The following is a 24,975-nucleotide window of genomic DNA, read 5'->3' as shown; positions in this document are numbered from 1 at the left end:
GAGCTGCGGCACGCTGCGATCTTTTGATCTTGTTTTTAGAATCAGGATCAAAAGATCGCAGCCTTCGGCAGCGCCTACAAGGGGTTTTTGGGGGCTGTGATTGCCGCGCCAGAGCCTTGTAGGGCGATCAAACAAGCGTTTCATCGGGTTGATGGCAAAATGGTTACTTTGTCAGTGCGTTCTTCTGCGCAATCAGTACAATCGCCGCATTTGCCCGACCGAGAATGGACGCAAGCCGGTATGGGTAGCCTCGAGAATCCGCATGCTCATCGGTAGTTATTCCTCCACTCTGGTTTTCATCTCGCTGTGTGTCGCGATTCTCGCTTCGTACACCGCGCTCGACCTCACCGGCCGCATCACCACCGCCAAGGGCCGTGCGGTGCATTTCTGGACTGCCGGTGGTGGTTTCGCCATGGGCATTGGCGTCTGGTCGATGCACTTCATCGGCATGCTCGCCTTCAAGCTACCGATCGAACTTGGCTACGATATCGCCCTCACGGCGCTCTCGCTGCTGATCGCGGTGCTGTCCTGTGGTTTTGCCTTGTGGCTGGTGAGTCAGCCGAAACTGCCAATTCTGCAATTGGCGTTTGGCGCGCTGATCATGGGCGCCGGCATCAGTGCCATGCATTACACCGGCATGGCGGCGATGCGCATGACCCCGGGAATCGACTACGATCCGACGCTGTTCAGTGCGTCCTTGTTGATCGCGGTCGGTGCTTCTGCAGCGGCGCTGTGGATCGCTTTTCGCCTGCGCCAGCATTCGCCCTATGTCCGTTTGATTCGCGCTGGCGCTGCAGTGATCATGGGCATCGCCATTGTCGGCATGCATTACACCGGCATGGCCGCCGCGCAGTTTCCGGACGGCAGTTTCTGCGGCGCGGCGATTGATGGCCTGAAAGGCAATGGCCTCGACAGTCTCGTGCTGATCACCACGCTGGCGGTGCTCTCGATTGCCTTGCTGACCTCGATACTCGACGCGCGTCTTGAAGCGCGCACCGCCGATCTGGCGCACTCCTTGACCGTGGCTAACCGCGAGCTCACGCAACTGGCGCTGCACGACACCCTGACCGGGCTGCCCAATCGCATGCTGCTGGACGACCGTATCAATCAGGCGATGAAAAAGGTCAATGAGCAGGGTGGCTGCTTTGCACTGATGTTCATTGATCTGGACGGCTTCAAGCCGGTCAATGACGCATTCGGCCATCACATGGGTGATCAACTGTTGCGTGAAGTTGGCGTGCGTCTGCGCGAAGATTTGCGCAGCCTCGACACGCTGGCGCGGATCGGCGGCGATGAATTCGTCTTGCTGGTGCGCCTGACCGAGCCTGACGACGCCTTGGGCCTGGCAGCACGCCAGGTCGGGCTGATCGCGCAGCCATTTCACGTGGCTGAACATGACTTGCAGATTTCCGCCAGCATCGGCATCGCCCTGTACCCTGGCAATGGCGAGAGTGCTCAGGAATTGCTGATGAACGCCGATGCGGCGATGTACCACGCCAAGGGGGGTGGCAAAAACGGCTACAGTTTCTTCGACGTATCGATGAATACCAATGCGCGCAAACAGCTGCAATTGCTGCAGGATTTGCGCGCAGCGCTGGAGCATGACCAGTTCAGCCTGCATTACCAACCCAAATTCGACGCCGCCAACGGTCGACCGGTCGGCGCCGAAGCGCTGCTACGCTGGCGGCACCCGATCCACGGCATGCTGATGCCAGACAAATTCATCGATCTGGCGGAGAAAACCGGAGTCATCATCCCGATCGGCGAATGGGTGCTCAACGAAGCCTGCCGACAGATGCGCGAGTGGTACGTGCTCGGCTACACCGACTGGCGCATCGCGGTGAACCTTTCGGCTTTGCAGTTCTGCCACGCAGGGCTGGTGCGCAGCGTTGCCAAGGCGCTGGCGACCCACCAGTTGCCGGCCAACAGCCTGACCCTGGAAATCACCGAAACCACGGCGATGAGCGACGCCGATGCGAGCATGACGGTGTTGCAGGAGTTGTCGGACATGGGCGTCGATTTGTCCATTGATGACTTTGGCACCGGCTATTCGAGCCTGATGTACCTCAAACGCCTGCCGGCCAACGAGTTGAAGATCGACCGTGGATTTGTCCGCGATCTGGAGCATGACAGCGACGACGCTGCGATCGTTTCGGCGATTGTCGCGTTGGGCCAGGCGCTGGGTTTGCGCATTGTTGCTGAAGGTGTTGAAACGGATTCGCAGCAGGATTTCCTGACGCAACTGGGTTGCGATTCGTTGCAGGGGTATCTGCTGGGGCATCCGCTACCGGCGGATCAGTTCATGCGTGACATTGCCCGGGGCGAGAGTCTGGCGACAGTTTGACAGAGCGCGTCATCGTTCATCGCGAGCATGCAAAACCCAACAATGGCGGTTATTCTTCCCTGCGACGGTTACGTGTGCATTTGGGGGAAAGGCCAGCATGGATAAAGTCATTGTGATCACCGGTGGCGGGCGCGGAATTGGCGCCGCCACGGCGTTGTTGGCTGCCGAACAGGGCTATCGGATCTGCATCAACTACCAGTCAGACGAACAGGCCGCGCACAGTGTGCTCGAGCAAGTCCGTGCGCTGGGCGCACAAGCCATTGCGGTGCGCGCCGACGTCAGCATCGAAGACGAAGTGATCCCACTGTTTCACCGGGTCGACACCGAACTGGGGCGAGTGACCGCGCTGGTGAACAACGCCGGCACCGTCGGGCATAAGTCGCGTGTCGATGAGATGTCCGAATTCCGCATCCTCAAAATCATGAAAACCAACGTCCTGGCGCCGATTCTCTGTGCCAAGCACGCCATCCTGCGCATGTCGCCCAAACACGGCGGGCAGGGCGGCAGCATCGTCAATGTCTCGTCGGTGGCGGCGCGCCTCGGTTCGCCGAATGAATACGTTGACTACGCGGCCTCCAAAGGCGCGCTCGATACCTTCACCATTGGTTTGTCCAAGGAAGTGGCGGGCGAGGGGATTCGGGTCAACGCGGTGCGTCCTGGTTACATCTACACCGATTTCCACGCGCTGAGCGGCGATCCGGATCGGGTCAGCAAGCTTGAGTCGGCGATCCCGATGGCCCGTGGCGGGCGGCCGGATGAGGTGGCAGAGGCGATTATCTGGTTGCTGTCGGACAAGGCTTCGTATGCGACGGGGACGTTTGTTGATTTGGGGGGCGGGCGCTAGATTGGCGGTGTCTGGTCTGGCCTCATCGCTGGCAAGCCAGCTCCCACAGTGATTTGTGTTGAACACGCAATTTGTGAGCGACATCGAATCCTGTGGGAGCTGGCTTGCCAGCGATAACGCCGGTGCCATCAACCTCAAACTGTCAGAACGACCGCACAATCCGCCCCAGCGTCTCCATCGCTTTCTCCGAATCCTCGGTCCACGGGCTGCCATAATTCAAGCGAATGCAGTTCCTGAACCGCTGCGTCGGCGAGAAAATCGGCCCCGGCGCGATGCTGATGCCTTGCGCCAGCGCCATCTGGAACAACTTCAACGAATCCATCTGCGGTGGCAATTCCAGCCATAGAAAGTAGCCCCCCGCCGGCTGACTGACCCGCGTCTGCGCCGGGAAATACCGGGCAATCGCCGCCAGCATCGCGCTCTGCTGTTCTTCCAGCGCATAACGCAGTTTACGCAGGTGCCGATCGTAGCCGCCGTGTTGCAGGTAGTCGGCAATCGCCGCTTGCGCCGGCATCGAGGCGCACAGCGAGGTCATCAGTTTCAGCCGTTCGATTTTCTGCGCGTAGCGCCCGGCTGCGACCCAGCCGATGCGGTAGCCGGGGGCCAGGCTCTTGGCGAACGAGCCGCAATGCATCACCAGCCCTTCGGTGTCAAAGGCCTTGGCCGGTTTTGGCGCCTGTTGGCCGTAATAGAGTTCGGCGTAGACGTCGTCTTCGATCAGCGGCACCTGATGGTGGCGCAGCAGTTCGACCAGTTCCTGTTTCTTGGCCTCGGGCATGGTTGCGCCCATCGGGTTCTGGAAACTGGTCATGCACCAGCAGGCCTTGATCGGATGGCGCTCCAGCGTCTGCGCAAGCACGCCGAGGTCGATACCGTCGCGCGGGTGCACGGGGATTTCCACGGCTTTGAGTTTCAGTCGTTCCAGCACTTGCAGGCTGGCGTAGAACGCCGGGGCTTCGATGGCGACCAGATCGCCGGGTTCGGTGACCGCTTGCAGGCACAGGTTCAGCGCTTCGAGGGCGCCGTTGGTGATCAGCAGTTCCTCCATCGGCAACATCAAGCCGCCGACCATGTAACGCAGGGCGATCTGTCGACGCAGTTGCGGGTTGCCCGGCGACATGTCGGTGACGACCATGCGCGGGTCCATCTCCCGCGCGGCGCTGGCCAGTGACCGCGACAGCCGTTGCAACGGGAACAGCGTCGGGCTGGGAAATGCCGAGCCGAATGGCACGGTGCTTGGGTCCTTGATCGATTCCAGCACCGAGAACACCAGTTCGCTGACGTCGACTTCGGTGGAATCGTTGACGTGGCTGCTGATCACCGGCTCCGAGAACGGGCTCGGTGCATGGGTGTTGACGAAGTAACCGGAGCGGGGCCGGGCGCGAATAAGACCCCGACGTTCGAGCAGGTAATAGGCCTGAAACACCGTGGATGGACTGACGCCGTAAGTCTGGCTGGCGTAGCGCACCGATGGCACGCGCTGACCGGGGCCCAGGACGCCGGAGCGGATCAGTTCTGCGATGTCTTCGGCGAATTTTTCGTAGCGTTTCATCGAGGGCCTTGGTGCTTGTTGGTTGTGTGGGGTGCCAGGTAACTGCCCCTCACCCTAGCCCTCTCCCATAGGGAGAGGGGACTGACCGTGTTGGATGTTTCAAGCACGTGCTTGTCTGAACCCATAATCGACTCGGTCGCCCAGGTCGATGCACAGCGAATGACACCTCGGTCGGCCCCCTCTACCTCTGGGAGAGGGCTGGGGTGAGGGCAGAGATTCTAACGACTCAGCGATTCATCGGCGCGACAAACCTGCTTTTCGCCACGCTATAAACTTCAGGCTCATCGCTGTCGGCAATCTTGAAACTCAAGGTCTGCGAGCTGCTGCTCGGCCGCTCCGTGGTCATCGCCACCGACACCGGTACATCGACAATCTCACCCGGCGCCAGGCTCAGTTCGGTTTTGCCTTGCAGCTGGAAGCCCTCGCCGTCGACCAGGCTCAAATGGTAATCCTGGCGCTGCTGGGTCTTGTTGATGACTTTGAGGCTGTAGATGTTTTCGATCTGGCCCAGACCGTTTTCGCGGAACAATCCGCGATCCTTGGTCACGTCCAGCGACACCATCGGCCGCTCCACCAAGGCCAATGCCAGTGCGCCGATCATCACCAGCAGCACCGCCACGTAACCGACCAGCCGTGGCCGCAACAGATGTGTTTTGCCGCCCTGCAATTCGCGCTCGGAACTGTAGCGGATCAAGCCGCGCGGGTAGTTCATCTTGTCCATGATCGAATCACAGGCGTCGATGCACGCCGCGCAACCGATGCACTCCATCTGCAAGCCATCACGAATGTCGATACCGGTCGGGCACACCTGCACGCACAACTGGCAATCGATGCAATCGCCCAGCCCGGCCTCGAGCGGTTTTACATCACGTTTGCGCGGGCCACGGTTTTCGCCGCGGGCCACGTCGTAGGAAATAGCCAGGGTGTCCTTGTCGAACATCACGCTCTGGAACCGCGCATACGGGCACATGTGCATGCACACCGCCTCGCGAAGCCAGCCGGCATTGATGTACGTCGCGGCGGTGAAGAACAACACCCAGAACAGGCTGACCCCGCCGATTTGCAGGGTCAGCAGTTCTTCGGCCAGCGGCCGGATCGGCGTGAAGTAGCCGACGAAGGTCAGGCCGGTGAGCACGCTGATCGCCAGCCACAGGGTGTGCTTGGCCGCGCGGCGCGCCAGTTTGTTCAGGCCCCAGGGCGCGGCTTGCAGTTTGATTCGTTGGTTGCGCTCGCCCTCGGTGATCTTCTCGCACCACATGAAGATCCACGTCCACGAACTCTGCGGGCAGGTGTAACCACACCACACACGCCCGGCGAACACGGTGATGGCGAAGAGGCCGAACGCGGCGATGATCAACAGGGCCGAGAGCAGGATGAAATCCTGTGGCCAGAAGGTCGCGCCGAAGATATGGAATTTGCTTTCCGCGAGGTCCCACAACACAGCCTGACGACCACCCCAGTTCAACCACACCGTGCCAAAGAACAGCAAAAACAGAAAACCCGCGCCGCTCATGCGCAGCGTGCGGAACAGACCGGTGAAACTGCGGGTATGAATCTGGTTGTCGCTGGACCTGGCCGTCGCCTTCATTGGGCGTGCGGGCACCTTTTTTATATGAGGAGCTATGGTGGGGGTTGCTTCTACGGTTCGGACGGGGATTTGTTCGCTCATGGTCATTCGCTCATCAGCCTCCATCAGGCCGATGAACTATGAGCGTCGATCTGTTTGCATAACAGACTCAGCTAAATCAATAAAAACCGTATCAGATGAACTTTGATGCAAAGCCTGCGACAACTTGAAGCAACCCGCAGACTAGGGCGCAAACGCCTGACCCAGACGTTTGCGCGAAGTGTTGACCAAGGTCAATCAAATCACCGAATCACCGGTGTCGGCTTTCAAATGTTTACGCCCATCCTTGGCGCCTGCAACGGTCAACGCGTCGGCCTCTGCTTCGGTGATGTAGACGCGCCGCTCTTCGATTTCTACGAATGACATGGCTTTTTCGCTATCTGTCTTGAGCTCAAGGGTGTCGCAGGTGCGAATTTCCTCGCCATTTTCCACGGTGAAAAAACACACTTTTGAGTCGGGATTGGATTCATCGATTCGAACGGTCATGAGGCGGTCCTTTTTTCACGGGTATCTGAAAGGTTAGGGCACAGGACTCGCAGATCGTTCTGCGCAACTGATTAGTGGTCGCCGCTGTCCATCGCTTATAAAGCCATAACAAGGACTGCACGATGAACGCGTGGTGGGAAGAGGTGCTGGATACGCTTCAAGCGGAATTCGCCGACATTGGCGATGCGTCGCAACTGACAAGAATTACCGTGCGCCTGCTGATGGCGGCAATACTCGGTGGGATCCTCGGTTTTGAGCGCGAGCACAAGGGCAAGGCTGCCGGGGTGCGAACGCACATGCTGGTGGCGTTGGGTGCGGCGCTGTTCGTGTTGGTACCGCAGACCTCGGGCGCAGAGGCCGACGCGATGAGTCGGGTGGTGCAAGGGATCATTGCCGGTATCGGGTTTCTCGGGGCAGGCACTATCCTGAAAAATCAGGAGGGTGATGAAGGCCACGTCAAAGGACTCACCACTGCCGCCGGCCTTTGGATGACCGCCGCCATTGGTGTGGCGGCAGGCCTGGGTAAAGAGGCAACTGCGTTGCTCAGTACCCTGTTGGCGTTAGGTATTTTCAGCGTGATGCCGCGGATCGTGCGTGTTTTCGAGAAGGACGATCAGAATTTCGAGAAAGATGAGCAGAAAAACGATCGTCTGTAGTGCCTTTGGTGGATGTTCCCACGCAGCGCGTGGGAACGATTGTCGCGGTTGATGCGTGTCAGACAATCACTGGCGGCATCGTCGACGGTGGCTCTTCCTTGGGCGGTGGCGTGGTACCTGGCGGCTCCTGCTCGGGGATCGGTTGCGGCTCGGTCTCGGGAATGGTCGGGTTGTCGATGTTCGGATCGGGCGTTTCCGCCGGGAACGGGTTGTTCATCAGGTAGACCTCCGTGTGGCACATGGCGTGAGAAGTGCTTAAGTGGATTGACCACCTCGCGACGAATTCGATCCGCCGGTTCAAACAGACAAATCGCTGTGAACTTTTCTCGGCCGCGGTCGCTCGGAACCTAAGTGAGTTCATTCCGGGGCAGGTGCTTTGTTGTGAAGACTGAACCGGCACAAGAGCGTCCTTGGGGCGTAAAGGAGAGATGCTCGATGACTGCTGAAAAACCCTCAGAGCTGAGCTACAACCCGCACATGCCGCTGTCGCAGGCATTGCTGCTGCCTCGCATTGTTATCGAAGACACCATGCCAACCCTTGATGGCGGCCAGTTCGCCGTTAAGTCGATTGCCGGTCGCGCCGTGGTCGTTACCAGCAAGGTGTTTGCCGACGGTCACGACAAGCTTGCCGTGCGCATTCGCTGGCGCGAGGAAGGTCAGGACGCCTGGCAAAGCGAAGTCATGTCGGAGCTGGGCAACAACGGCTGGCGTGGCAGTTTCCGCCCGGAGCACCAAGGGCGATTCGTGTATTGCGTCGAAGCGTGGATCGACCATTTCGCCAGTTTCCAGTACGAACTGGAAAAGAAACACAACGCTGCCGTCCCGGTTTCACTGGAGCTGCAAGAAGGTCGCAGCATGGTGCAACATGCCGCCGAGCGCAGTGAAGGTCAGCTCAGCGAACAACTGGCCGCGCTGCACCATGAACTGTCTGGTTTGCTCGAAACCGAGCAAGTCGCGCTGTTTCTGCACTCGCGCAGTGCGCAACTGATGGCCCAGGCGGATCACCGCGCTTATCTCAGCGTCAGCGCTGAATTCCCTATGGATGTCGAGCGCGAACTGGCCGAGTTCGCCAGTTGGTATGAGTTGTTTCCGCGCTCGATCACCGACGATCCCAACCGTCATGGCACTTTCAATGACGTGCATTCGCGGTTGCCGATGATTCAGGACATGGGTTTCGACGTGCTGTACTTCACGCCGATCCACCCGATTGGTCGCGCCCACCGCAAGGGCCGCAACAATTCCCTGACTGCTGGGCCGGATGATCCGGGCAGCCCTTACGCCATCGGTAGCGAGGAGGGTGGCCACGAGGCGATTCACTCGCAACTCGGCACGCGTGAGGATTTCCGTCGGCTGGTGGCTGCGGCCGCCGATCACGGTCTGGAAATCGCCCTCGATTTCGCGATCCAGTGTTCCCAGGATCACCCGTGGCTCAAACAGCATCCGGGCTGGTTCAACTGGCGGCCGGACGGCACGATCAAATACGCGGAAAACCCGCCGAAGAAATATCAGGACATCGTCAACGTCGACTTTTATGCGCCGGACGCGATCCCGAGTCTGTGGGTCGAGCTGCGGGACATCGTCATTGGCTGGGTCGAGGAGGGCGTGAAGATCTTTCGCGTCGACAATCCGCACACCAAGCCGCTGCCGTTCTGGCAATGGCTGATTGCCGATGTGCGGGCGCTGCACCCGGAAGTGATTTTCCTCGCCGAGGCCTTCACCACGCCGGCGATGATGGCGCGCCTGGGCAAGGTTGGTTACACCCAGAGCTACACCTATTTCACCTGGCGCAACACCAAGGCCGAGTTGGCCGCGTACTTCACCGAACTCAACGAATCGCCGTGGCGCGAATGCTACCGACCGAACTTCTTCGTCAATACGCCTGACATCAATCCGGCGTTCCTGCATGAATCCGGGCGTCCGGGTTTTCTCATTCGTGCGGCGCTGGCGACCATGGGCTCGGGCCTGTGGGGCATGTATTCGGGGTTTGAACTGTGCGAAGCGGCGCCGGTACCGGGCAAGGAGGAATACCTCGATTCCGAGAAGTACGAAATCCGCGTCCGCGACTTCAATGCGCCGGGCAACATCATTGCCGAAATTGCCCAGCTCAACCGCATCCGCCGGCAAAACCCCGCGCTGCATACCCATCTGGGCTTGCAGGTCTACAACGCGTGGAACGACAACATTCTGTATTTCGGCAAACGCAGCGCCGATGGCAGCAATTTCATTCTGGTGGCGGTGAGCCTCGATCCGCATAACGTGCAGGAAGCGAATTTCGAGCTGCCGTTGTGGGAAATGGGCCTGCCGGACGATGCAACCACGCACGGCGAAGACTTGATGAACGGGCACCGCTGGGACTGGCATGGCAAGTACCAGTTCATGCGCCTTGATCCGGCGTATCAGCCGTTCGGCATCTGGCGGATCAGTCATTCCTGAGCCCGACAACTATCAAATGTGGGAGCTGGCTCGCCAGCGATTGCGTTCTGGCAGCTTGCATGTTTATCGCTGAACCACCGCTATCGCTGGCAAGCCAGCTCCCACAATGACCACCATTTTTTCAGGACGCCGGTTGGCTTCCAGAATTGAACGCAGGAGTTTCAAATGGCGAAGAAACCCAAGGCAGCCACCTTTATCAAAGACCCGCTCTGGTACAAGGACGCGGTGATTTATCAGGTTCACGTCAAATCGTTTTTCGACTCTAACAACGACGGGATCGGCGACTTTCCCGGTCTGATCGCCAAACTCGATTACATTGCCGAACTCGGCGTCAACACCATCTGGCTGCTGCCGTTCTATCCCTCGCCACGTCGTGATGATGGCTACGACATCGCCGAATATCGCGGCGTGCACAGCGATTACGGCACCATGGCCGACGCCAAGCGCTTCATCGCCGAGGCGCATAAGCGTGGTTTGCGAGTGATCACCGAGCTGGTCATCAACCACACCTCCGACCAGCATCCGTGGTTCCAGCGTGCGCGCAAGGCCAAACCCGGTTCGGCGGCGCGAGACTTCTATGTGTGGTCGGACGACGACCAGAAATACGACGGCACGCGGATCATTTTCCTCGACACCGAAAAGTCCAACTGGACCTGGGACCCGGTCGCCGGCCAGTACTTCTGGCACCGTTTCTATTCCCACCAGCCGGACCTGAATTTCGACAACCCGCAAGTGATGAAAGCAGTGCTGTCGGTGATGCGCTACTGGCTGGACATGGGCATTGACGGCCTGCGTCTGGACGCGATTCCGTACCTGATCGAGCGTGATGGCACCAACAACGAAAACCTTCCGGAAACCCACGACGTCCTCAAGCAGATCCGCGCCGAGATCGACGCCAACTACCCGGACCGCATGCTGCTCGCCGAGGCCAACCAATGGCCGGAAGACACTCAGCTGTATTTCGGTGACACCGACGCCGAAGGCCTGAATGGCGACGAATGCCACATGGCTTTCCACTTCCCGTTGATGCCGCGCATGTACATGGCGCTGGCTCAGGAAGATCGCTTTCCGATCACCGACATTCTGCGCCAGACCCCGGAAATTCCTGCCAACTGTCAGTGGGCGATTTTCCTGCGTAACCACGATGAACTGACGTTGGAAATGGTGACCGACAAGGAACGCGATTACCTGTGGAATTACTACGCGGCTGACCGTCGCGCGCGCATCAACCTCGGTATTCGCCGACGTCTGGCGCCGTTGATGGAGCGCGATCGTCGTCGCGTCGAGTTGCTCAACAGCCTGCTGCTGTCGATGCCGGGTACGCCAACCCTGTATTACGGCGATGAAATCGGCATGGGCGACAACATCTACCTAGGTGACCGTGACGGTGTGCGCACGCCGATGCAGTGGTCGATCGACCGTAACGGCGGCTTCTCCCGCGCCGATCCGGCCAGCCTGGTGCTGCCACCGATCATGGACCCGCAATACGGTTATCTGTCGGTCAACGTCGAAACCCAGGCCGGCGATCCGCACTCGCTGCTGAACTGGACGCGGCGCATGCTCGCTGTGCGCAAACAGTCCAAGGCGTTCGGGCGCGGCACGTTGAAAATGCTTTCACCGAGCAACCGACGGATTCTGGCCTATACCCGTGAATTCACCGATGCCGACGGCAAACACGAGATCATTCTTTGCGTGGCCAACGTGTCGCGCAGTGCTCAGGCAGCTGAGCTCGACCTGTCTGCCTACACCGGGATGGTGCCGGTGGAAATGCTCGGCGGTAATGCTTTTCCGCCGATTGGCCAGTTGAATTTCCTCCTGACCCTAGCGCCGTACGGCTTCTACTGGTTCGCCCTGGCGACCGAAAACCAGATGCCGAGCTGGCACGTGGAACCGGTACAGAGCCTGCCGGACTTCACCACTCTGGTGCTGAAAAAGCGTATGGAAGAGCTGCTCGAAGCGCCATCCCGCACGACGCTGGAGCAGAGCATTCTGCCGAGCTGGCTGCAAAACCGTCGCTGGTTCGCCGGCAAGGATGCGGCCATCGAGAAGGTCAATCTGGCTTACGGCGTGCGATTTGGCGATGCGCAGCAACCCGTGTTGCTCAGCGAAATCGAAGTCACCAGTGGTGGCCAGACCAGCCGTTATCAGCTGCCGTTCGGCTTTATCGCCGAAGATTACGTCGGGCCACCGTTGCCACAGCAATTGGCACTGGCCCGTGTGCGTCGGGTCCGTCAGGTTGGTTTGATCACTGACGCCTTCAGCCTTGAAGGGTTTGTCCATGCGGTGCTGCAAGGCATGCAGAACAACACCGTGCTGGATTCGACCGATGGCGAAATCCGTTTCGCACCGACGGCACATCTGGAAAAACTTAACCTGGGTGCCGATTCTGAAGTGCGTTATCTGTCGGCCGAGCAATCCAACAGTTCCGTGGTGATCGGCAACAGCCTGGTGCTTAAGTTGATCCGTAAAGTAGCGTCTGGCGTACACCCGGAACTGGAGATGAGCGCTTACCTGACCGCTGCCGGATTTGCCAATATATCGCCGCTGCTGGGCTCGGTGATCCGTCGCGACGCCAAGGGCGAAGATAACCTGCTGATGATCGCCCAAGGTTATTTGAGCAATCAGGGCGATGCGTGGGAATGGACGCAGAACAACCTCGAACGGGCGTTGCGCGACGAATTGGCCGACTCCATGTCCGAGCAGGATCAGCACTACAACGCTTTGGGCGAGCTGAAGGATTTTGCCGGTATGCTCGGCCAGCGCCTCGGTGAGATGCACCAGCTGCTGGCTGCGCCGACCGACAACGCCGATTTTGCGCCACAGGCGAGTTCGACCAAGGATATGCAGGCGACCGGCAAGGATGTCGTGGCGCAGGTCGAGCATGCGCTGAAACTCTTGAAGCAACATCAGGGGCAACTCAGTGCTGCGGATCAGAAACTGGTCGCACGGCTGCTCGACGAGAAGAAAACCATCCTTGCCCATGTGCAGGATCTGGCGAAAAAAGCCGTCGGTGGTTTGCGTATTCGTGTCCACGGTGACTTGCACCTGGGCCAGGTGCTGGTGATCAAGGGCGATGCTTATCTGATCGATTTCGAGGGTGAGCCCGCGCGACCACTGAGCGAACGCCGTGGCAAGCACAGTCCGTACAAGGATGTCAGCGGAGTGCTGCGTTCTTTCGACTACGCCGCAGCGATGACCATCAACGTGCACAACGTCGATCACAGCTCGGAATCCGAAGACGCTCGCCGTCGGGTGGCGCAACGGTATCTGCATGAGGCGCGCGCAGCATTTGTCGAGGCATATCGCCAAGCGACAGCTAGTCTTGATCATGCCTGGCAGGATCCTGAAGGTGCCGACGCCGCGCTTGCGCTGTTCGGTCTGGAGAAGGCGGCCTATGAAGTGGCCTATGAAGCCGAAAATCGCCCCACGTGGCTGCCCGTGCCGTTGCACGGTTTGTATGGGTTATTGACGGGTCTTAAACCCTTTTCCGATCTTGGTGGAGAGTAGTCATGAGTTTCTCGAACAAGGAACAGGGTCACGCTAAAGAAGCGTTACTGCCGTCGGCGAAAGACATCGACGCGCTGGTACGTGCGGAACACCCGGATCCATTTTCCATTCTTGGCCCGCACGGCGATGGCGCTGGCGGGCAGTTCATTCGAGCCTATCTACCCGGTGCGCTAAGCGTTGCCGTGCTGGCCAAGGACAGCGATGAAGAACTCGGTGCGCTGGAGCAAACCGAGACGCCGGGGCTGTTCGTCGGCCACTTCAACGTGGAGCGGCACTATCGCTTGCGCACCCGTTGGGCCGGTGGTGAACAGGTTGCCGAGGATCCTTACAGCTTCGGGCAGTTGCTCGGCGAAATGGATTTGTACCTGTTCGCCGAAGGCAATCACCGTGACCTCAGTGCATGCCTTGGCGCGCAACTGAAAACGGTTGATGGCGTCGACGGTGTGCGCTTTGCCGTGTGGGCGCCGAATGCCCGGCGGGTTTCGGTGGTCGGTGATTTCAACGTCTGGGACGGCCGTCGCCACCCGATGCGCCTGCGTCATCCGTCCGGGGTCTGGGAATTGTTCATCCCGCGCCTGCAAGCGGGGGAGCTGTACAAGTACGAAATCCTTGGTGCTCACGGGATTCTGCCGCTCAAGGCTGACCCGATGGCGCTGGCCACCAGCCTGCCGCCGGACACCGCGTCGAAAGTCGCCGCGCCATTGCAGGTCAATTGGCAGGATCAGGACTGGATGAACAGCCGCCGCGAGCGGCAGAAACATGCAGCGCCGCTGTCAATCTACGAGCTGCATGCCGGGTCGTGGCAATGCGAGCTGGATGATCTCGGTGAAGTGGCGCGCCAGTACAGCTGGCCGGAACTGGCTGAACGGCTGATTCCGTACGTCAAGGAACTGGGTTTCACCCACATCGAGCTGATGCCGATCATGGAGCATCCATTCGGCGGCTCGTGGGGTTATCAACTGCTCTCGCAGTTCGCCCCGAGCGCGCGTTATGGCACGCCGGAACAGTTCGGCGAATTCGTCGATGCCTGCCACCGTGCCGAGATCGGGGTGATCCTCGACTGGGTGCCGGCGCACTTTCCAACCGATACCCACGGTCTGGCCCAGTTCGACGGCACGGCGCTGTATGAATACGCCAATCCGCTGGAAGGTTTCCATCAGGATTGGGACACGCTGATCTACAACCTCGGGCGCACCGAAGTACATGGCTACATGCTTGCCTCGGCGTTGCATTGGTTGAAGCATTTTCACATCGACGGTCTGCGCGTCGATGCGGTGGCCTCGATGCTTTATCGCGACTATTCGCGCAAGGCTGGCGAATGGGTGCCGAACCGCCATGGCGGACGCGAGAATCTGGAAGCAATCGACTTCCTGCGCCACTTGAACGATGTCGTTGAGTTAGAGGCGCCGGGTGCCTTGGTGATCGCCGAGGAGTCCACCGCGTGGCCGGGCGTCAGCCAGAGTACGCAGCAGGGCGGCCTGGGCTTTGCCTATAAATGGAACATGGGCTGGATGCACGATTCGCTGCATTACATTCAGCAGGACCCGGTCTACCGCGCCCATCATCACAACGAGCTGAGTTTTGGTCTGGTTTACGCATGGTCCGAGCGCTTCATCCTGCCGATTTCCCATGATGAAGTGGTGCACGGCAAGCATTCGCTGATCGACAAGATGCCCGGCGACCGCTGGCAGAAGTTTGCCAACCTGCGCGCCTACCTGAGCTTCATGTGGACCCATCCGGGCAAGAAGCTGCTGTTCATGGGTTGCGAGTTCGGTCAGTGGCGCGAGTGGAATCATGATCAACAGCTCGACTGGTATCTGCTGCAGTATTCCGAGCACATAGGCGTGCAGAAATTGGTCGGCGACCTCAATCGCTTGTATCGCGAAGTGCCGGCGCTGCACGATCAGGATGACGCGCCGCAGGGTTTTCAGTGGCTGATCGGTGACGATGCGATCAACAGCGTTTACGCCTGGTTGCGTTGGAGCAAGGACGGCGAGCCCGTGTTGGTGGTGGCTAACTTCACGCCAGTGCCGCGTCAGGCGTATCGCGTTGGCGTGCCGTTTGCCGGGCGCTGGACTGAACTGCTGAACAGCGACGCCGACACCTACGCCGGTTCCAACTATGGCAACGGCGGCGGGGCGTTTACCGAAGAAGTACCGAGCCACGGCCAGGCGATGTCACTGGAGCTGAACCTGCCGCCGCTCGCGGTGTTGATCTTGCGACCGCAGGGCTAGCCAGGCGCCGCATAACCTGTGGGAGCGGGCTTGCCCGCGATGAGGGCGTGACATTCAACATCACTGTTGCATGATCCAACGCCATCGCTGGCAAGCCAGCTCCCACAGGGATCTTCGGTGACCCGAAGATCACCAACGCATCCGCACACCCAAACTGCCTATCAGCCCATTCAAATCATTGTCATCGACGTCACTGCTGTAATCGGCGCTGACGTACAGGCTGACCACGGGTGTCACCCGCGCCACCAGTCCCAATCCCAATTCCACAGTTGATGACTTGCGACTGCTGCTGATCTTGTCGACCTGGTCCAGGGTCACCGTGCTGCCGGTATACACCGTGTGCCACAGATTGGTCCGCACATAGGGTTCGACCGGCAAACCGTTCAAGTCATAACTGCCTTTCAACCGTGCGCCGACGCGACCGCTCCATGAGGTCAGGTCGTTTGACGACGCATTGCCCGAGCCTGCTGACGGTGTGTCGAGGGTGATGCGTTGATTGATCAGTTGTGCCTGCGGTTCGACCACCCAGTTTTCGCTCAAGCCAATCGGGTAGCCGCCCTCGACCGAGAAGGTGATTGCGCTGCCTTCGGTGGCTTGCCGCGCACCTTGTTGATTGCGACTGAAACCACTGACTCGCCCGCCGCTGGCCGAGAGGTCGACGTGCCAGCCTTGCGCCCCCGTCAGGCTGTAATAGGCGCCGAGGCTCTGGCCTTCCAGATTCAGGGTGGCGGTGGACGGGGCGGCGAGGGCACGACTGGTGAGCGGGCCGTTGCCGTTGGCCTGAATCTGGTTGACGCCGCCAATCAAACCGATGGTCTGGGTGGCGCCGCTGCCGCTTTGCAGTGTCAGGATTGCAGGACCTTTTGAATGGCCACCGCCGGGTACTGCGAAACCTGATGACAGCACGTCATTTTGCGCTTGGCGTGAGCTTTGGCCGTAGAACCGCTCCCAGGCTCCGGGCGCGAGGTCTTCGGTGATCAGGCGGGAGTCTTGCAAGTCAGGGCGCTGGCTGAAGCGTTGCGGACCGGGGGTGATCACCGTCGCGGGCAAGGTCAACACCGGGACGTTCTCTCGATACCAAGGGGACGTTTCATCCGCCGCAGAACCGGCCTGCGCCTCCATGGATGAGCACAGCAAGATAGAACTCGACACTGTGCAAAAAGTGATTTTGATCTCGTGTGGGGTGATTGACGTTTTCATGGAGGTCTACCTTGCGGGCGCATGCGGCATCTCGATGTGGCGCCTCTCCTACCCCGAACGAGGGGCGACCGAATGGAGCGAGGCAAACCGTGGGCACTCGATTTCGCGAGAGTCCGAAGGCTTGCCCCGGTTAGGATTCCGGGGGTAGTAAGGTAGAGATAAGAAGAGTGAAGGGCGCGCGTCAAGAAATTGAACGATGAGCGGTAGTGGCAAATTGTCCGGCGCAAGCGTTTGTTTTTCTGCACATAACTAAGTGGTTGTTTGCATGGAAAAACGTAACGAAAGCGCCGGCCCAGAGCATTTTCTTACCGACGGAAGGTTCACCAGCTAATGCGGATCCCGATGTTTCCCGACATGCCGCGCAAGTCATTGCTGTCAATATTGCGGCTGTAATCGGTGCTGGCGTAGACACTCACTGCGCGGTCGAGGGTCAGCACCACACCGAGCCCGACATCCGCCGTTGAGGATTTTTGCTCAGTGCTGATCACATCACTGTCGTCGAAAGTCACCGAATCGGTGCCGGAGAACGTATGCCACAGGTTGGCACGCAGATACGGCTCCAGCGGCATACCGCTGACCTGATAGCGACCCTTGAGCCGCGTGCCGAGGCGACCGGTCCAGGCGTCGTCGGAGTCGAAAGACACTCGGGAAATGCCATCGTCCTGGCTGTCGAGGGAGATTTTCTGGTGGATGACTTGCACCTGCGGCTCGACTACCCAGGTGTCGTTGAGCGCAAAGGGATAACCGGCTTCCGCCGAGAGCGTCAGCGCATGTCCGCGGTTGTCCAGTTCGACACCGCGGTCGGAATGACTGTCGCCGTCGAAGCGGGTGCCCATCACCACCGTGTCGATGTACCAGCCATACGGATCGGTCAGCGTCCAGTACAAGCCGTAACTGTCGCCTTCAAGTTTGACCTTGCCGGCGCTGTTGTCCTGAAAACCTTCGTTGAAGCCGTCGACATCACCTTGCAAGCGGCTATGGCCAATGAAGAAACCGAGACGTTGGGTCTGGCCACCCGAGGTCAGCGAACTGTATAGGTCGTTGCCAACCTGAAAACCATTGAGTGAGCCGTCCAGGCGCGGTGTGACGGTGCCGGCCCAGGTCTGATCGAGGTTTTTGCCATAAACCCGGCCCCAACCTGCACCGAAGGCGCCGGTCTCGCTGAGCAAGCGCTGATCGCCCTGACGATCATGGAATGTGCCCAGTGCGTTGAGCGTCAACTGCGCCGCAGCGGGTGGCAGCACCGACCAGGTCGGGACTTCCGGACGATAGAGAGGAATCGGCTCGGCGCCCGGCACAGCCGCCGGCAGGACCGGCAGTGCCGGCGACGACGGGTTAGGCGCGGGTTGACCAGTTGAGCTGGCAATAGGCGTGATGGCCGCCGCGACGGGGGTGGTGACTACCGGAACCAGAATCGGCGGCAATGCTGGATCGGGATTCGGCACGCTGATCACCTGCGGCGCAACCACGGCTGAGCGCAAGTACCAACTGTTCTGCGTACCGGCAGTCACGCCGCCCTTGAACAAGTAGTAATCGTAGGCGCCGGCAGACACCGGGCCACTGAGGGTAAACGCGTTATCGGTACTGACCGTGCTGCCCTGCGCCTGCACCAGTTGGATGCCGTTGACCTGAGTCAGTGCGCCGAGTCCGCCGACGTTGCTGACGCTGATCACCGTTGCACCGCCGAGGCTGCCGTCGTTGACCACCAGTTTGTCACTCGGCGAATCATCGCCAGCCACCACGCTTTGCAGCAGTAGCTGGCCGCTGTTGCCGACATAGTTACCCTGAACCGTGAGCGTGTCGTCGGTGCGGTTGTTGCTGCGGGTGAGGTCAATGGTGCCAGCGTTATTGAACGTCACCGCTTGCCCGGCCACTGCGGGAGCGACAGCCCCTTGCGTCGCGAGCACAACGCTGCTCGCATCGACATTGAGCACGCCACTGCCGGTTCCGGCGTCGCCCAGCACCAGGCTGCCCGACCCCAGATCCAGTTGCGAAGGGTTACTCAGATTGACGGTTTCCCAGTTGATAAACCGCGCGGGCAGGGCCGTGCGCGTATTGTCGAAAGTCAGCACATCGGTACCGACACCGCCATTGACGCTGGGGGTCAGCGCGAGAATGCTGTCATCAAGGTTGCGCAAGGTGGCGCTGTCATTGCCGACGTCCATGAGGATTGCCGATTGAATAATGCCACCGCCGTCCCACAGTAAGGTGTCATTGCCAGTACTGGCGCGGATCTCGCCGCCGATTTCTCCGCCGGTCACGGTGATGCTGTCGTTGCCGCCGCTGACACTGACATTGCCGCCAACGCGCCCGCCGGAGACGATGATGATGTCGGTGCCGAAACCCGTCACCAGGTTGCCGATGATCTGCCCGCCGGACAGATCGAAAATATTGTTGTCGAGTTTCATGTCGACCCGGCCGATGCTGCCGCCGGTCATGCGCGCGACATCGCCGTCTTCGAAAGCGGCGGCGATGCTGCCGCCGGTCATCAGGAAAGTGTCGCGACCGTCCCCCTGAGCGAGGAACCCGAGCGAACCGCCGTTCATGACGAAGTCATCAATACCATTACCCTGATTGACGGCGCCGGTGATGACGCCGGAATTGATCTCGACGCGGTCGGTGCCGTCGCCAAAGGTCACGCTGCCGTTGATCCGGCCTGTGCCATTGGTGGGGAGAGTCAGGCTGTTGTTGCCCGCAAGGTCGGTCAGTGAACCGCTGGTGCCGCTGTCACAGGTGAAGGCGTCGTTACCGGCGCCGGGCGTCAACACGCAGGCGGACCAGGCCGGCGGGCTGACGAGCAGCAGGATGGAAGCGGGCAGCAGTAAAGTGTGCGGCAAAGCCTTCAAAGAATTTATAGATCGCATGTTGGCAGTTTCCATGGAGGAACCAGTGGGTATTAATCCTTGGATGGGTGCCTGATCTAAAAAAACCTTGAACTGCTGATGAACTACGTGAGATCTGAACCCTAACGTTATGAAAGTGCTGTCCTTAGCCTTTACAGGTGTAGGAGGTTTTTCCGCCGTCGGACAGCATGTCTGACGAACGGTCCTGCACAATGCAATGCTACAGATGCACTTCAACCGCCAGCGGCAGGTGATCCGACAGGTGTGTCCAGGGCTTGTTGCCAAGGATCTGAGGGTCATGACTGCTGGCGTTACGCAGGTAGATCCGGTCCAGACGCAACAAAGGAAACCGTGCCGGATACGTCTTGGCCGGGCGACCGTGGTGGCGTTCGAAGGCTTCGTGCAGATAAGCACGACGGGCGAGGGCGGCGTTGCCGTGCAACTGCCAATCGTTGAAGTCGCCAGCGATGATCACCGGTGCGTCGTCCGGAAGGGATTCGAGCAACTGGCAGAGCAGTTGCAGCTGCAATTGGCGATGGCTTTCGAGCAGACTCAAATGCACGCAGATCGCGTGCACTTCGGCGTGCCCCGGCACCTCCAGCACACAGTGCAAGAGGCCACGGCGCTCGGGGCCGGTGATCGAGACGTCGAGGTTGCGGTATTCGCGGATCGGGTATTTCGACAGCAGCGCATTGCCGTGATGGCCATCGGGATAGACCGCGTTGCGCCCGTAGGCAAAATCGCTCCACATGCTGTCGGCGAGAAATTCATATTGCGAGGTTTGCGGCCATTCGTTGTAGCGGTTCGAATGCCGCTCGTGTTCACCCACCACTTCCTGCAAAAACACCAGATCGGCCGAAGTGCTGCGTACCGCTTCACGCAATTCCGGCAGGATGAAACGCCGGTTGAACGCGGTAAAACCCTTATGGGTATTGACCGTCAGCACCCGCATGCGATGGATGGCGGGTGCGTCGACGGCGTGAGGCTTGGGATCGCTGGACACGGTTACTCCTCTGAATCCTGAGTGCCTGTTCATGCGACTGATGGGTGGGGGTGGCAGTTCCGTTGGAATGCGCACACCCACCCACCGATAGAGTCGCCCCATTTGTGGTGATGGGGTGTCACAGCGGTTAGCCCGGCAATGCCAGATTATCCAGCACACGATTCACCGCCAGCTCCCCGAGCATGATCAGTTGCGCGATCCCCAACAGCGTCCGGCGCTGTGACGCTGGCAAGAGCCGGGCGAAGTCTTGGGCGATGGTTTCGGCCGAGGCCGTACCGGGGGAAGGTGCGGGCGTCGAGTGACGGAACTCCGGATTGCGTGGCGAAGAGGGGGCGCAGAGCGGACATGTGTGTCGTAGCGGACGTAATCCGCTACGACAGATCGCTCATTTAAATTTCCAGGAAAATCCTTATAGCCAAGAGAAATCCCATATGTTGCCGTCCTGAGAATTGCAGATGTATACGCGCTGACCGTCCTTGCTGAAGGCTACTGCGGAAGGCCTGCGGCCAGCAGGGATGGGGCGAGCATTCAGTGTGTTGGTATCGAATATTGTGGCTTCGTTATTATTTTCAGGCCCGACACCACACAAATGTTTTCCATCTGGCGTGATTGCTAACTTTGCTATTTTTAACTTGGTTGGAATGCGGCGTGTAACCTTATTTGTGCGGGTGCTGATTTCGATTAATTCATTTGAACTTTCCCTTGTGACATATAAGAATTCCCAGTCAGGGCTTGCGACCATGTCGGAAGGGTTGTGTCCGGTCTCAATTACGTCAATAAGTCTCAAAGTGCTGGTGTCAATTACGCCAACTCCTCCTTCCGCAGTACCTATACTATTTCGGCTTACAACATAAACTCGACTGCCTTCGGGATTTATAAGGTTTTTTTCCACGTTATATCCCAAGTCTATTGTTTGAATAGTCTGGCCGTCGGCAATATCAATTACCTCCAGTTTTCCAGGGGGTGAAGATTGGCTGTCAGAGATTACGCAATAGAATCGGGTGTTGTCAGGGCTTAAAGCCAATGATGCAGGGTGATACTTGAGAGTGTAGGTCCGTTCGAGCGTCAAGTCAGTTGCATCGTACTCGACGATGTTGCCCGCACAAACGTAGATTCGCCTGCCGTCTGGGGAGAGTACTGCACGAGGGAGGAAGTCCATGTCCACAGTTTTCGTTATCGTCTGTGTCGCGAGATTGATCAGGTTCAGCGATCTATCATCTGTACGATATGGCTCTTCCCTACAGCCTACATAGGCGAATTTTCCATCGGGACTTACCGTCATCTCCTGTGGATCTTGAATGTATGTGATTTTCAGTTTGTCTGCCACGGTGAACGTCCGGACTGCCGACTCTGCGCCCGAGCCGTACAAGGCCTTGGCTTTGAAACTGTGCGCAGCCACGCTAAGTTCGTTAACGGCCAGTTCCCAGAGGCCGGTGGTCGCATGAACTACGGGCTGCCCCTTGGACGTCGTGCCGTCGAACACTTCAACTTTCTGGCCTTTGGTGGCAGTGCCAGTCAGGGTGACGGCGGTTTCCACGGTAATGCCACCCTCGAGAATTTCATCCCCGCTCGGTGAGCCTTTGATGGATGTAATTTGCGGCTTCAGATCCTCCACAGCCTTGATGGTATAGGTGCGCACCGGAAAAGTTACCGCTTTGCTTTCATCGGGGCTGTGATCAAAGCCGACCCTGAACTCAATCCGCACCCGCGCTCCGTTCGGCAGTGCCTTGAGTGCAGCCACCGGAGTATCGGGATACATCCCGTTGGGCAGTCCCGCCGCAGGGGTTGGCGTGGCCTCGTAAGTTATGGCGAAGGGCGTAGGGTCGTCGTCTTTCAGATAGAGCAACCACAGGGGTTGCCCCTGTGCGTTATGCGACCAGCGTGCAATGCGTGTTTTTGCGCCGCGGGCCAGCGTGGTGGTGTCCAGTTCGGAGCTGGTGTTGCCATTGATGATCGGGCTTGGCAGGCTGTGGTCATGATCCTTGATCGGCAACACCGCCAGCAGCAACAGCTGCGAATCTTTGGATTCGCCATCACGGCTCACGGTGCAGTGCACACTCACAGATTTGCCGAAGTTGAAAGCCAGAACCGAGGTGTCGATCTCAATCTTCTGCACACCAATGGTGGTCACGTTCACTGGCGCCGTGGTGTGCGAGCCGCCGGCCGGGGTGCCGGGGGCGCCGGTCAAGGTCACGGTGATTTTGTCGCCAATGCGCATGTCGTAATTGATAATTGCGGTCAGCGCATCCTCCGCCGCAAAGGGATCGAGGGTGGAACCATTCGGCGCTTGTTCGATGGCGGGGGCTTTGAGCTCCAGCGCCACCCCGACACGGAACGTCAGCGGGTTGGAATGACTGGTGCCACCCGCCGCGCGTTTGATGGAATATTTCGCCTCAACCATCCCACCTTCATTGTTCTTGATCAGCCCGGCCCCGATGGTGAACTGGATGGGTTTGCCCGCGGTGAACGAGTTCAGTGTGATCGAGTCGCAGACCGTGCCGGTTTTTGAGCCGACCCAACAGTAGGTCACGACATCGCCGGGATGTGTGTCCAGGTAGGACACGGTCAGCGTGGTGCCGTCTCTATCGGGCGGCATGACACCGTTGACGACGCCGGCCACTTCCGGCTCCGGCAATTCCAGGCGCGGCTCGCCGACTTGCAGGATCTCGGCGTGGATCGATTCGCGGGTAGTATGGGTGGCGTTGACCCGGTTCATCGTGCCGAGCACCGTGCTTGCAATGTGCGACAGGTAGTACGCCTCCATCGTGCCGCCCTTGGCCAAATCCAGTAGCGGATCACGGGAGGCGTTTATTTGCAGCGGCTCTTTGGCCGCGATGTCACCATTGGTGATCGTGCGTAACGGCAACTTGAGCAGGTAGGGGGTCAGGTCGGAACGAATGATGAGGCAGTGCAGTTCGATGGAGTCGCCGGCGACGAACGATTCATCGAACGGGATCAGAAAGACCACCTGCTCCAGTGTCGGGTCCAGCGCGCCATCCGAGGCGTCCCGGACAACCGGTGCGGCCAGCCGCTGCACCTCACCGATGGCACTGATGAACTGGGTTTTGGAGCGCAGCTCTGGAGAACCGTCGGCACTTGGCAACCAAAAGGACAACGCAAATTGCGTTTTGGCAAATTGTCCCAGTACAGCGTTGGGCACCGATATGTTGACAATGCTTGGCACGCTGACCAGCGGTTCACTCTTGATCTCGATATCGATGGGCGCACCTTCCACCGGAGTTCCCTTGATGCGCAAAATGATGATGTCGCCCACTTTGAATTTGCTGGGGTCCAGGGCGACGATCTGCGCCGTGCCGTCGGCGGTGCCGAGCTTGTCGACATCCAGCACGTTGTTGACGGCTTCCTCGAGCAGCGGCGCGTCCAGGAGGGTCGTGTCGATGGCAACCACCACGCGTTGCTCGAAGCTCCAGTCTTCGGAACGGTTGTCCACCAGATCGTAGACCTCGAAGACCACCGCTAAACCTTTGGAATCGGAGTCGCCAGCCTCGCGCAGGGTGGCTTCGCCGATGTGAATGGTGATCGCTGTCTTGCCGTCGGCCTGATCCTGAGTGAGCCCCTCGTTGAGCACAAATACCCCGCCAACGCTCACCTGGATCCGATCACCGGCCGCTGCGAATGGGTAGGGCGGCAAGCCGTCTGCCTTGCCGATGGTGATCAGGAAACCGTCGGCGACGTTGTCCTTGTCAATGCCGCCGCTGATGATCTCCGGCGGGATGCTCATGATCAGCTTCGAATGCCCCGGCCCATCGTCTTCGTCGTGACCGCCGGGGAGGGTATCCTTGAACAGATAGCGCGTGACCTCTGAATTTTCAGGCGTCTGGTTGAGGCGGGTGACCGTGTAGGAGACGGTCAATGGACCTTCGTGGAGGCGGGCTGCGGGCACGAACATCTGCAGCTCTGTGCCGACCTCGTGCTCCTTGACGATTTTTTTCTCGACTTGCTGCCCTTCAATTTTAATATCGAGTGCGTCGCCAATGCTCATCACATCCCACGGCCCGGCCCGGCACAACAGGCCCTGACGGGGGAAGTTGTCATGCGCAGCTGCCCGGTTGATGCCCCATATCTCAGGCTCTTCGGATACCGGGCCAGTGCGGCCGGGGATGTCGAGTTCCTTTAAGGTCAGGGTGCTGTTTTCGGGCAGGTCATTGGCGGACATGGGCGGGAACTCCGGTCGTTAGGGGCCGGAGTCATTACGCGCTGAATGGGAAGATTGCGCACCTGTCAG

General features: G+C 59.3%; 14 protein-coding genes and 1 pseudogene. 6 read left to right on the top strand and 9 right to left on the bottom strand.

Annotation, left to right across the window (positions count from 1 at the left end; genetic code table 11):
• The first annotated feature begins 262 nt into the window (after nucleotides 1-262).
• Together IEQ42_RS11585 and IEQ42_RS11580 are read left to right on the top strand one after the other, a co-directional pair.
• Nucleotides 263-2,344, top strand: a complete 2,082-nt coding sequence (locus tag IEQ42_RS11585; protein WP_210703619.1) for a putative bifunctional diguanylate cyclase/phosphodiesterase — start codon at nucleotides 263-265, stop codon at nucleotides 2,342-2,344.
• A 97-nt stretch (nucleotides 2,345-2,441) separates the two neighbouring features.
• The gene (locus IEQ42_RS11580; protein WP_210703618.1) at nucleotides 2,442-3,188 is read left to right on the top strand and encodes an SDR family oxidoreductase; all 747 of its coding nucleotides are present in this window, start codon (nucleotides 2,442-2,444) and stop codon (nucleotides 3,186-3,188) included.
• 142 nt (nucleotides 3,189-3,330) lie between these two features.
• Here IEQ42_RS11580 and mapR read toward each other — a convergent pair whose 3' ends face one another.
• From mapR to IEQ42_RS11565, 3 genes are all read right to left on the bottom strand, one after another.
• Nucleotides 3,331-4,740 (bottom strand): GntR family transcriptional regulator MpaR, encoded by a 1,410-nt coding sequence (gene mapR, locus IEQ42_RS11575; RefSeq protein ID WP_150591710.1) that lies wholly within the window; start codon nucleotides 4,738-4,740, stop codon nucleotides 3,331-3,333.
• Nucleotides 4,741-4,966: 226 nt separating this feature from the next.
• On the bottom strand, nucleotides 4,967-6,409 hold the full coding sequence (gene ccoG, locus IEQ42_RS11570; RefSeq protein WP_210703617.1) for a cytochrome c oxidase accessory protein CcoG: 1,443 nt from the start codon (nucleotides 6,407-6,409) through the stop codon (nucleotides 4,967-4,969).
• A 195-nt stretch (nucleotides 6,410-6,604) separates the two neighbouring features.
• On the bottom strand, nucleotides 6,605-6,853 hold the full coding sequence (locus IEQ42_RS11565) for a DUF3203 family protein (RefSeq protein WP_210703616.1): 249 nt from the start codon (nucleotides 6,851-6,853) through the stop codon (nucleotides 6,605-6,607).
• A 122-nt stretch (nucleotides 6,854-6,975) separates the two neighbouring features.
• Between IEQ42_RS11565 and IEQ42_RS11560 the strand changes: the two genes are divergently transcribed.
• Nucleotides 6,976-7,509 carry an MgtC/SapB family protein gene (locus IEQ42_RS11560; RefSeq protein WP_210703615.1) on the top strand — a complete coding sequence of 178 codons (534 nt, stop codon included), beginning with the start codon at nucleotides 6,976-6,978 and terminating at the stop codon, nucleotides 7,507-7,509.
• Between the two features lie 58 nt (nucleotides 7,510-7,567).
• Here the strand turns inward: IEQ42_RS11560 and IEQ42_RS11555 are convergent, their stop codons facing one another.
• A complete protein-coding gene (locus IEQ42_RS11555) occupies nucleotides 7,568-7,726 on the bottom strand; it encodes a hypothetical protein (protein WP_210703614.1) in 159 nt (52 codons plus the stop codon).
• A gap of 218 nt (nucleotides 7,727-7,944) precedes the next feature.
• Between IEQ42_RS11555 and IEQ42_RS11550 the strand changes: the two genes are divergently transcribed.
• The 3 genes from IEQ42_RS11550 (at nucleotide 7,945) to glgB (ending at nucleotide 15,683) form a co-directional block, all read left to right on the top strand.
• Nucleotides 7,945-9,942, top strand: coding sequence for an alpha-1,4-glucan--maltose-1-phosphate maltosyltransferase (locus tag IEQ42_RS11550; RefSeq protein WP_210703613.1), 1,998 nt, complete (start codon nucleotides 7,945-7,947; stop codon nucleotides 9,940-9,942).
• Between the two features lie 165 nt (nucleotides 9,943-10,107).
• The gene (gene treS / locus IEQ42_RS11545; RefSeq protein WP_210703612.1) at nucleotides 10,108-13,449 is read left to right on the top strand and encodes a maltose alpha-D-glucosyltransferase; all 3,342 of its coding nucleotides are present in this window, start codon (nucleotides 10,108-10,110) and stop codon (nucleotides 13,447-13,449) included.
• A gap of 2 nt (nucleotides 13,450-13,451) precedes the next feature.
• Complete coding sequence (glgB, locus tag IEQ42_RS11540; protein ID WP_210703611.1) at nucleotides 13,452-15,683, top strand: 1,4-alpha-glucan branching protein GlgB; 2,232 nt, start codon at nucleotides 13,452-13,454, stop codon at nucleotides 15,681-15,683.
• A 129-nt stretch (nucleotides 15,684-15,812) separates the two neighbouring features.
• Here the strand turns inward: glgB and IEQ42_RS11535 are convergent, their stop codons facing one another.
• The 5 genes and pseudogenes from IEQ42_RS11535 to IEQ42_RS11520 all read right to left on the bottom strand — a co-directional run bounded on the left by IEQ42_RS11535 (nucleotide 15,813) and on the right by IEQ42_RS11520 (nucleotide 24,906).
• Nucleotides 15,813-16,883 carry an autotransporter domain-containing protein gene (locus IEQ42_RS11535; protein WP_210703610.1) on the bottom strand — a complete coding sequence of 357 codons (1,071 nt, stop codon included), beginning with the start codon at nucleotides 16,881-16,883 and terminating at the stop codon, nucleotides 15,813-15,815.
• Nucleotides 16,884-17,203: 320 nt separating this feature from the next.
• Entirely contained in the window at nucleotides 17,204-19,747 is a 2,544-nt protein-coding gene (locus IEQ42_RS11530; RefSeq protein ID WP_210703609.1) for an autotransporter family protein, read from the bottom strand.
• Nucleotides 19,748-19,946: 199 nt separating this feature from the next.
• A complete protein-coding gene (locus IEQ42_RS11525; RefSeq protein ID WP_210703608.1) occupies nucleotides 19,947-20,729 on the bottom strand; it encodes an endonuclease/exonuclease/phosphatase family protein in 783 nt (260 codons plus the stop codon).
• Nucleotides 20,730-20,856: 127 nt separating this feature from the next.
• A pseudogene (locus tag IEQ42_RS27740) lies at nucleotides 20,857-21,000 on the bottom strand (DUF6124 family protein); the annotation flags it as partial.
• A gap of 138 nt (nucleotides 21,001-21,138) precedes the next feature.
• Nucleotides 21,139-24,906 carry a YncE family protein gene (locus IEQ42_RS11520; protein ID WP_210703607.1) on the bottom strand — a complete coding sequence of 1,256 codons (3,768 nt, stop codon included), beginning with the start codon at nucleotides 24,904-24,906 and terminating at the stop codon, nucleotides 21,139-21,141.
• Nucleotides 24,907-24,975: the final 69 nt, after the last annotated feature.

The organism is Pseudomonas iridis, assembly GCF_017980685.1.
GTDB classification, from domain to species: Bacteria; Pseudomonadota; Gammaproteobacteria; order Pseudomonadales; family Pseudomonadaceae; genus Aquipseudomonas; species Aquipseudomonas iridis.
Note: the sequence above shows the minus strand (reverse complement) of the source record. Positions and strands in the feature narration are given on the sequence as shown.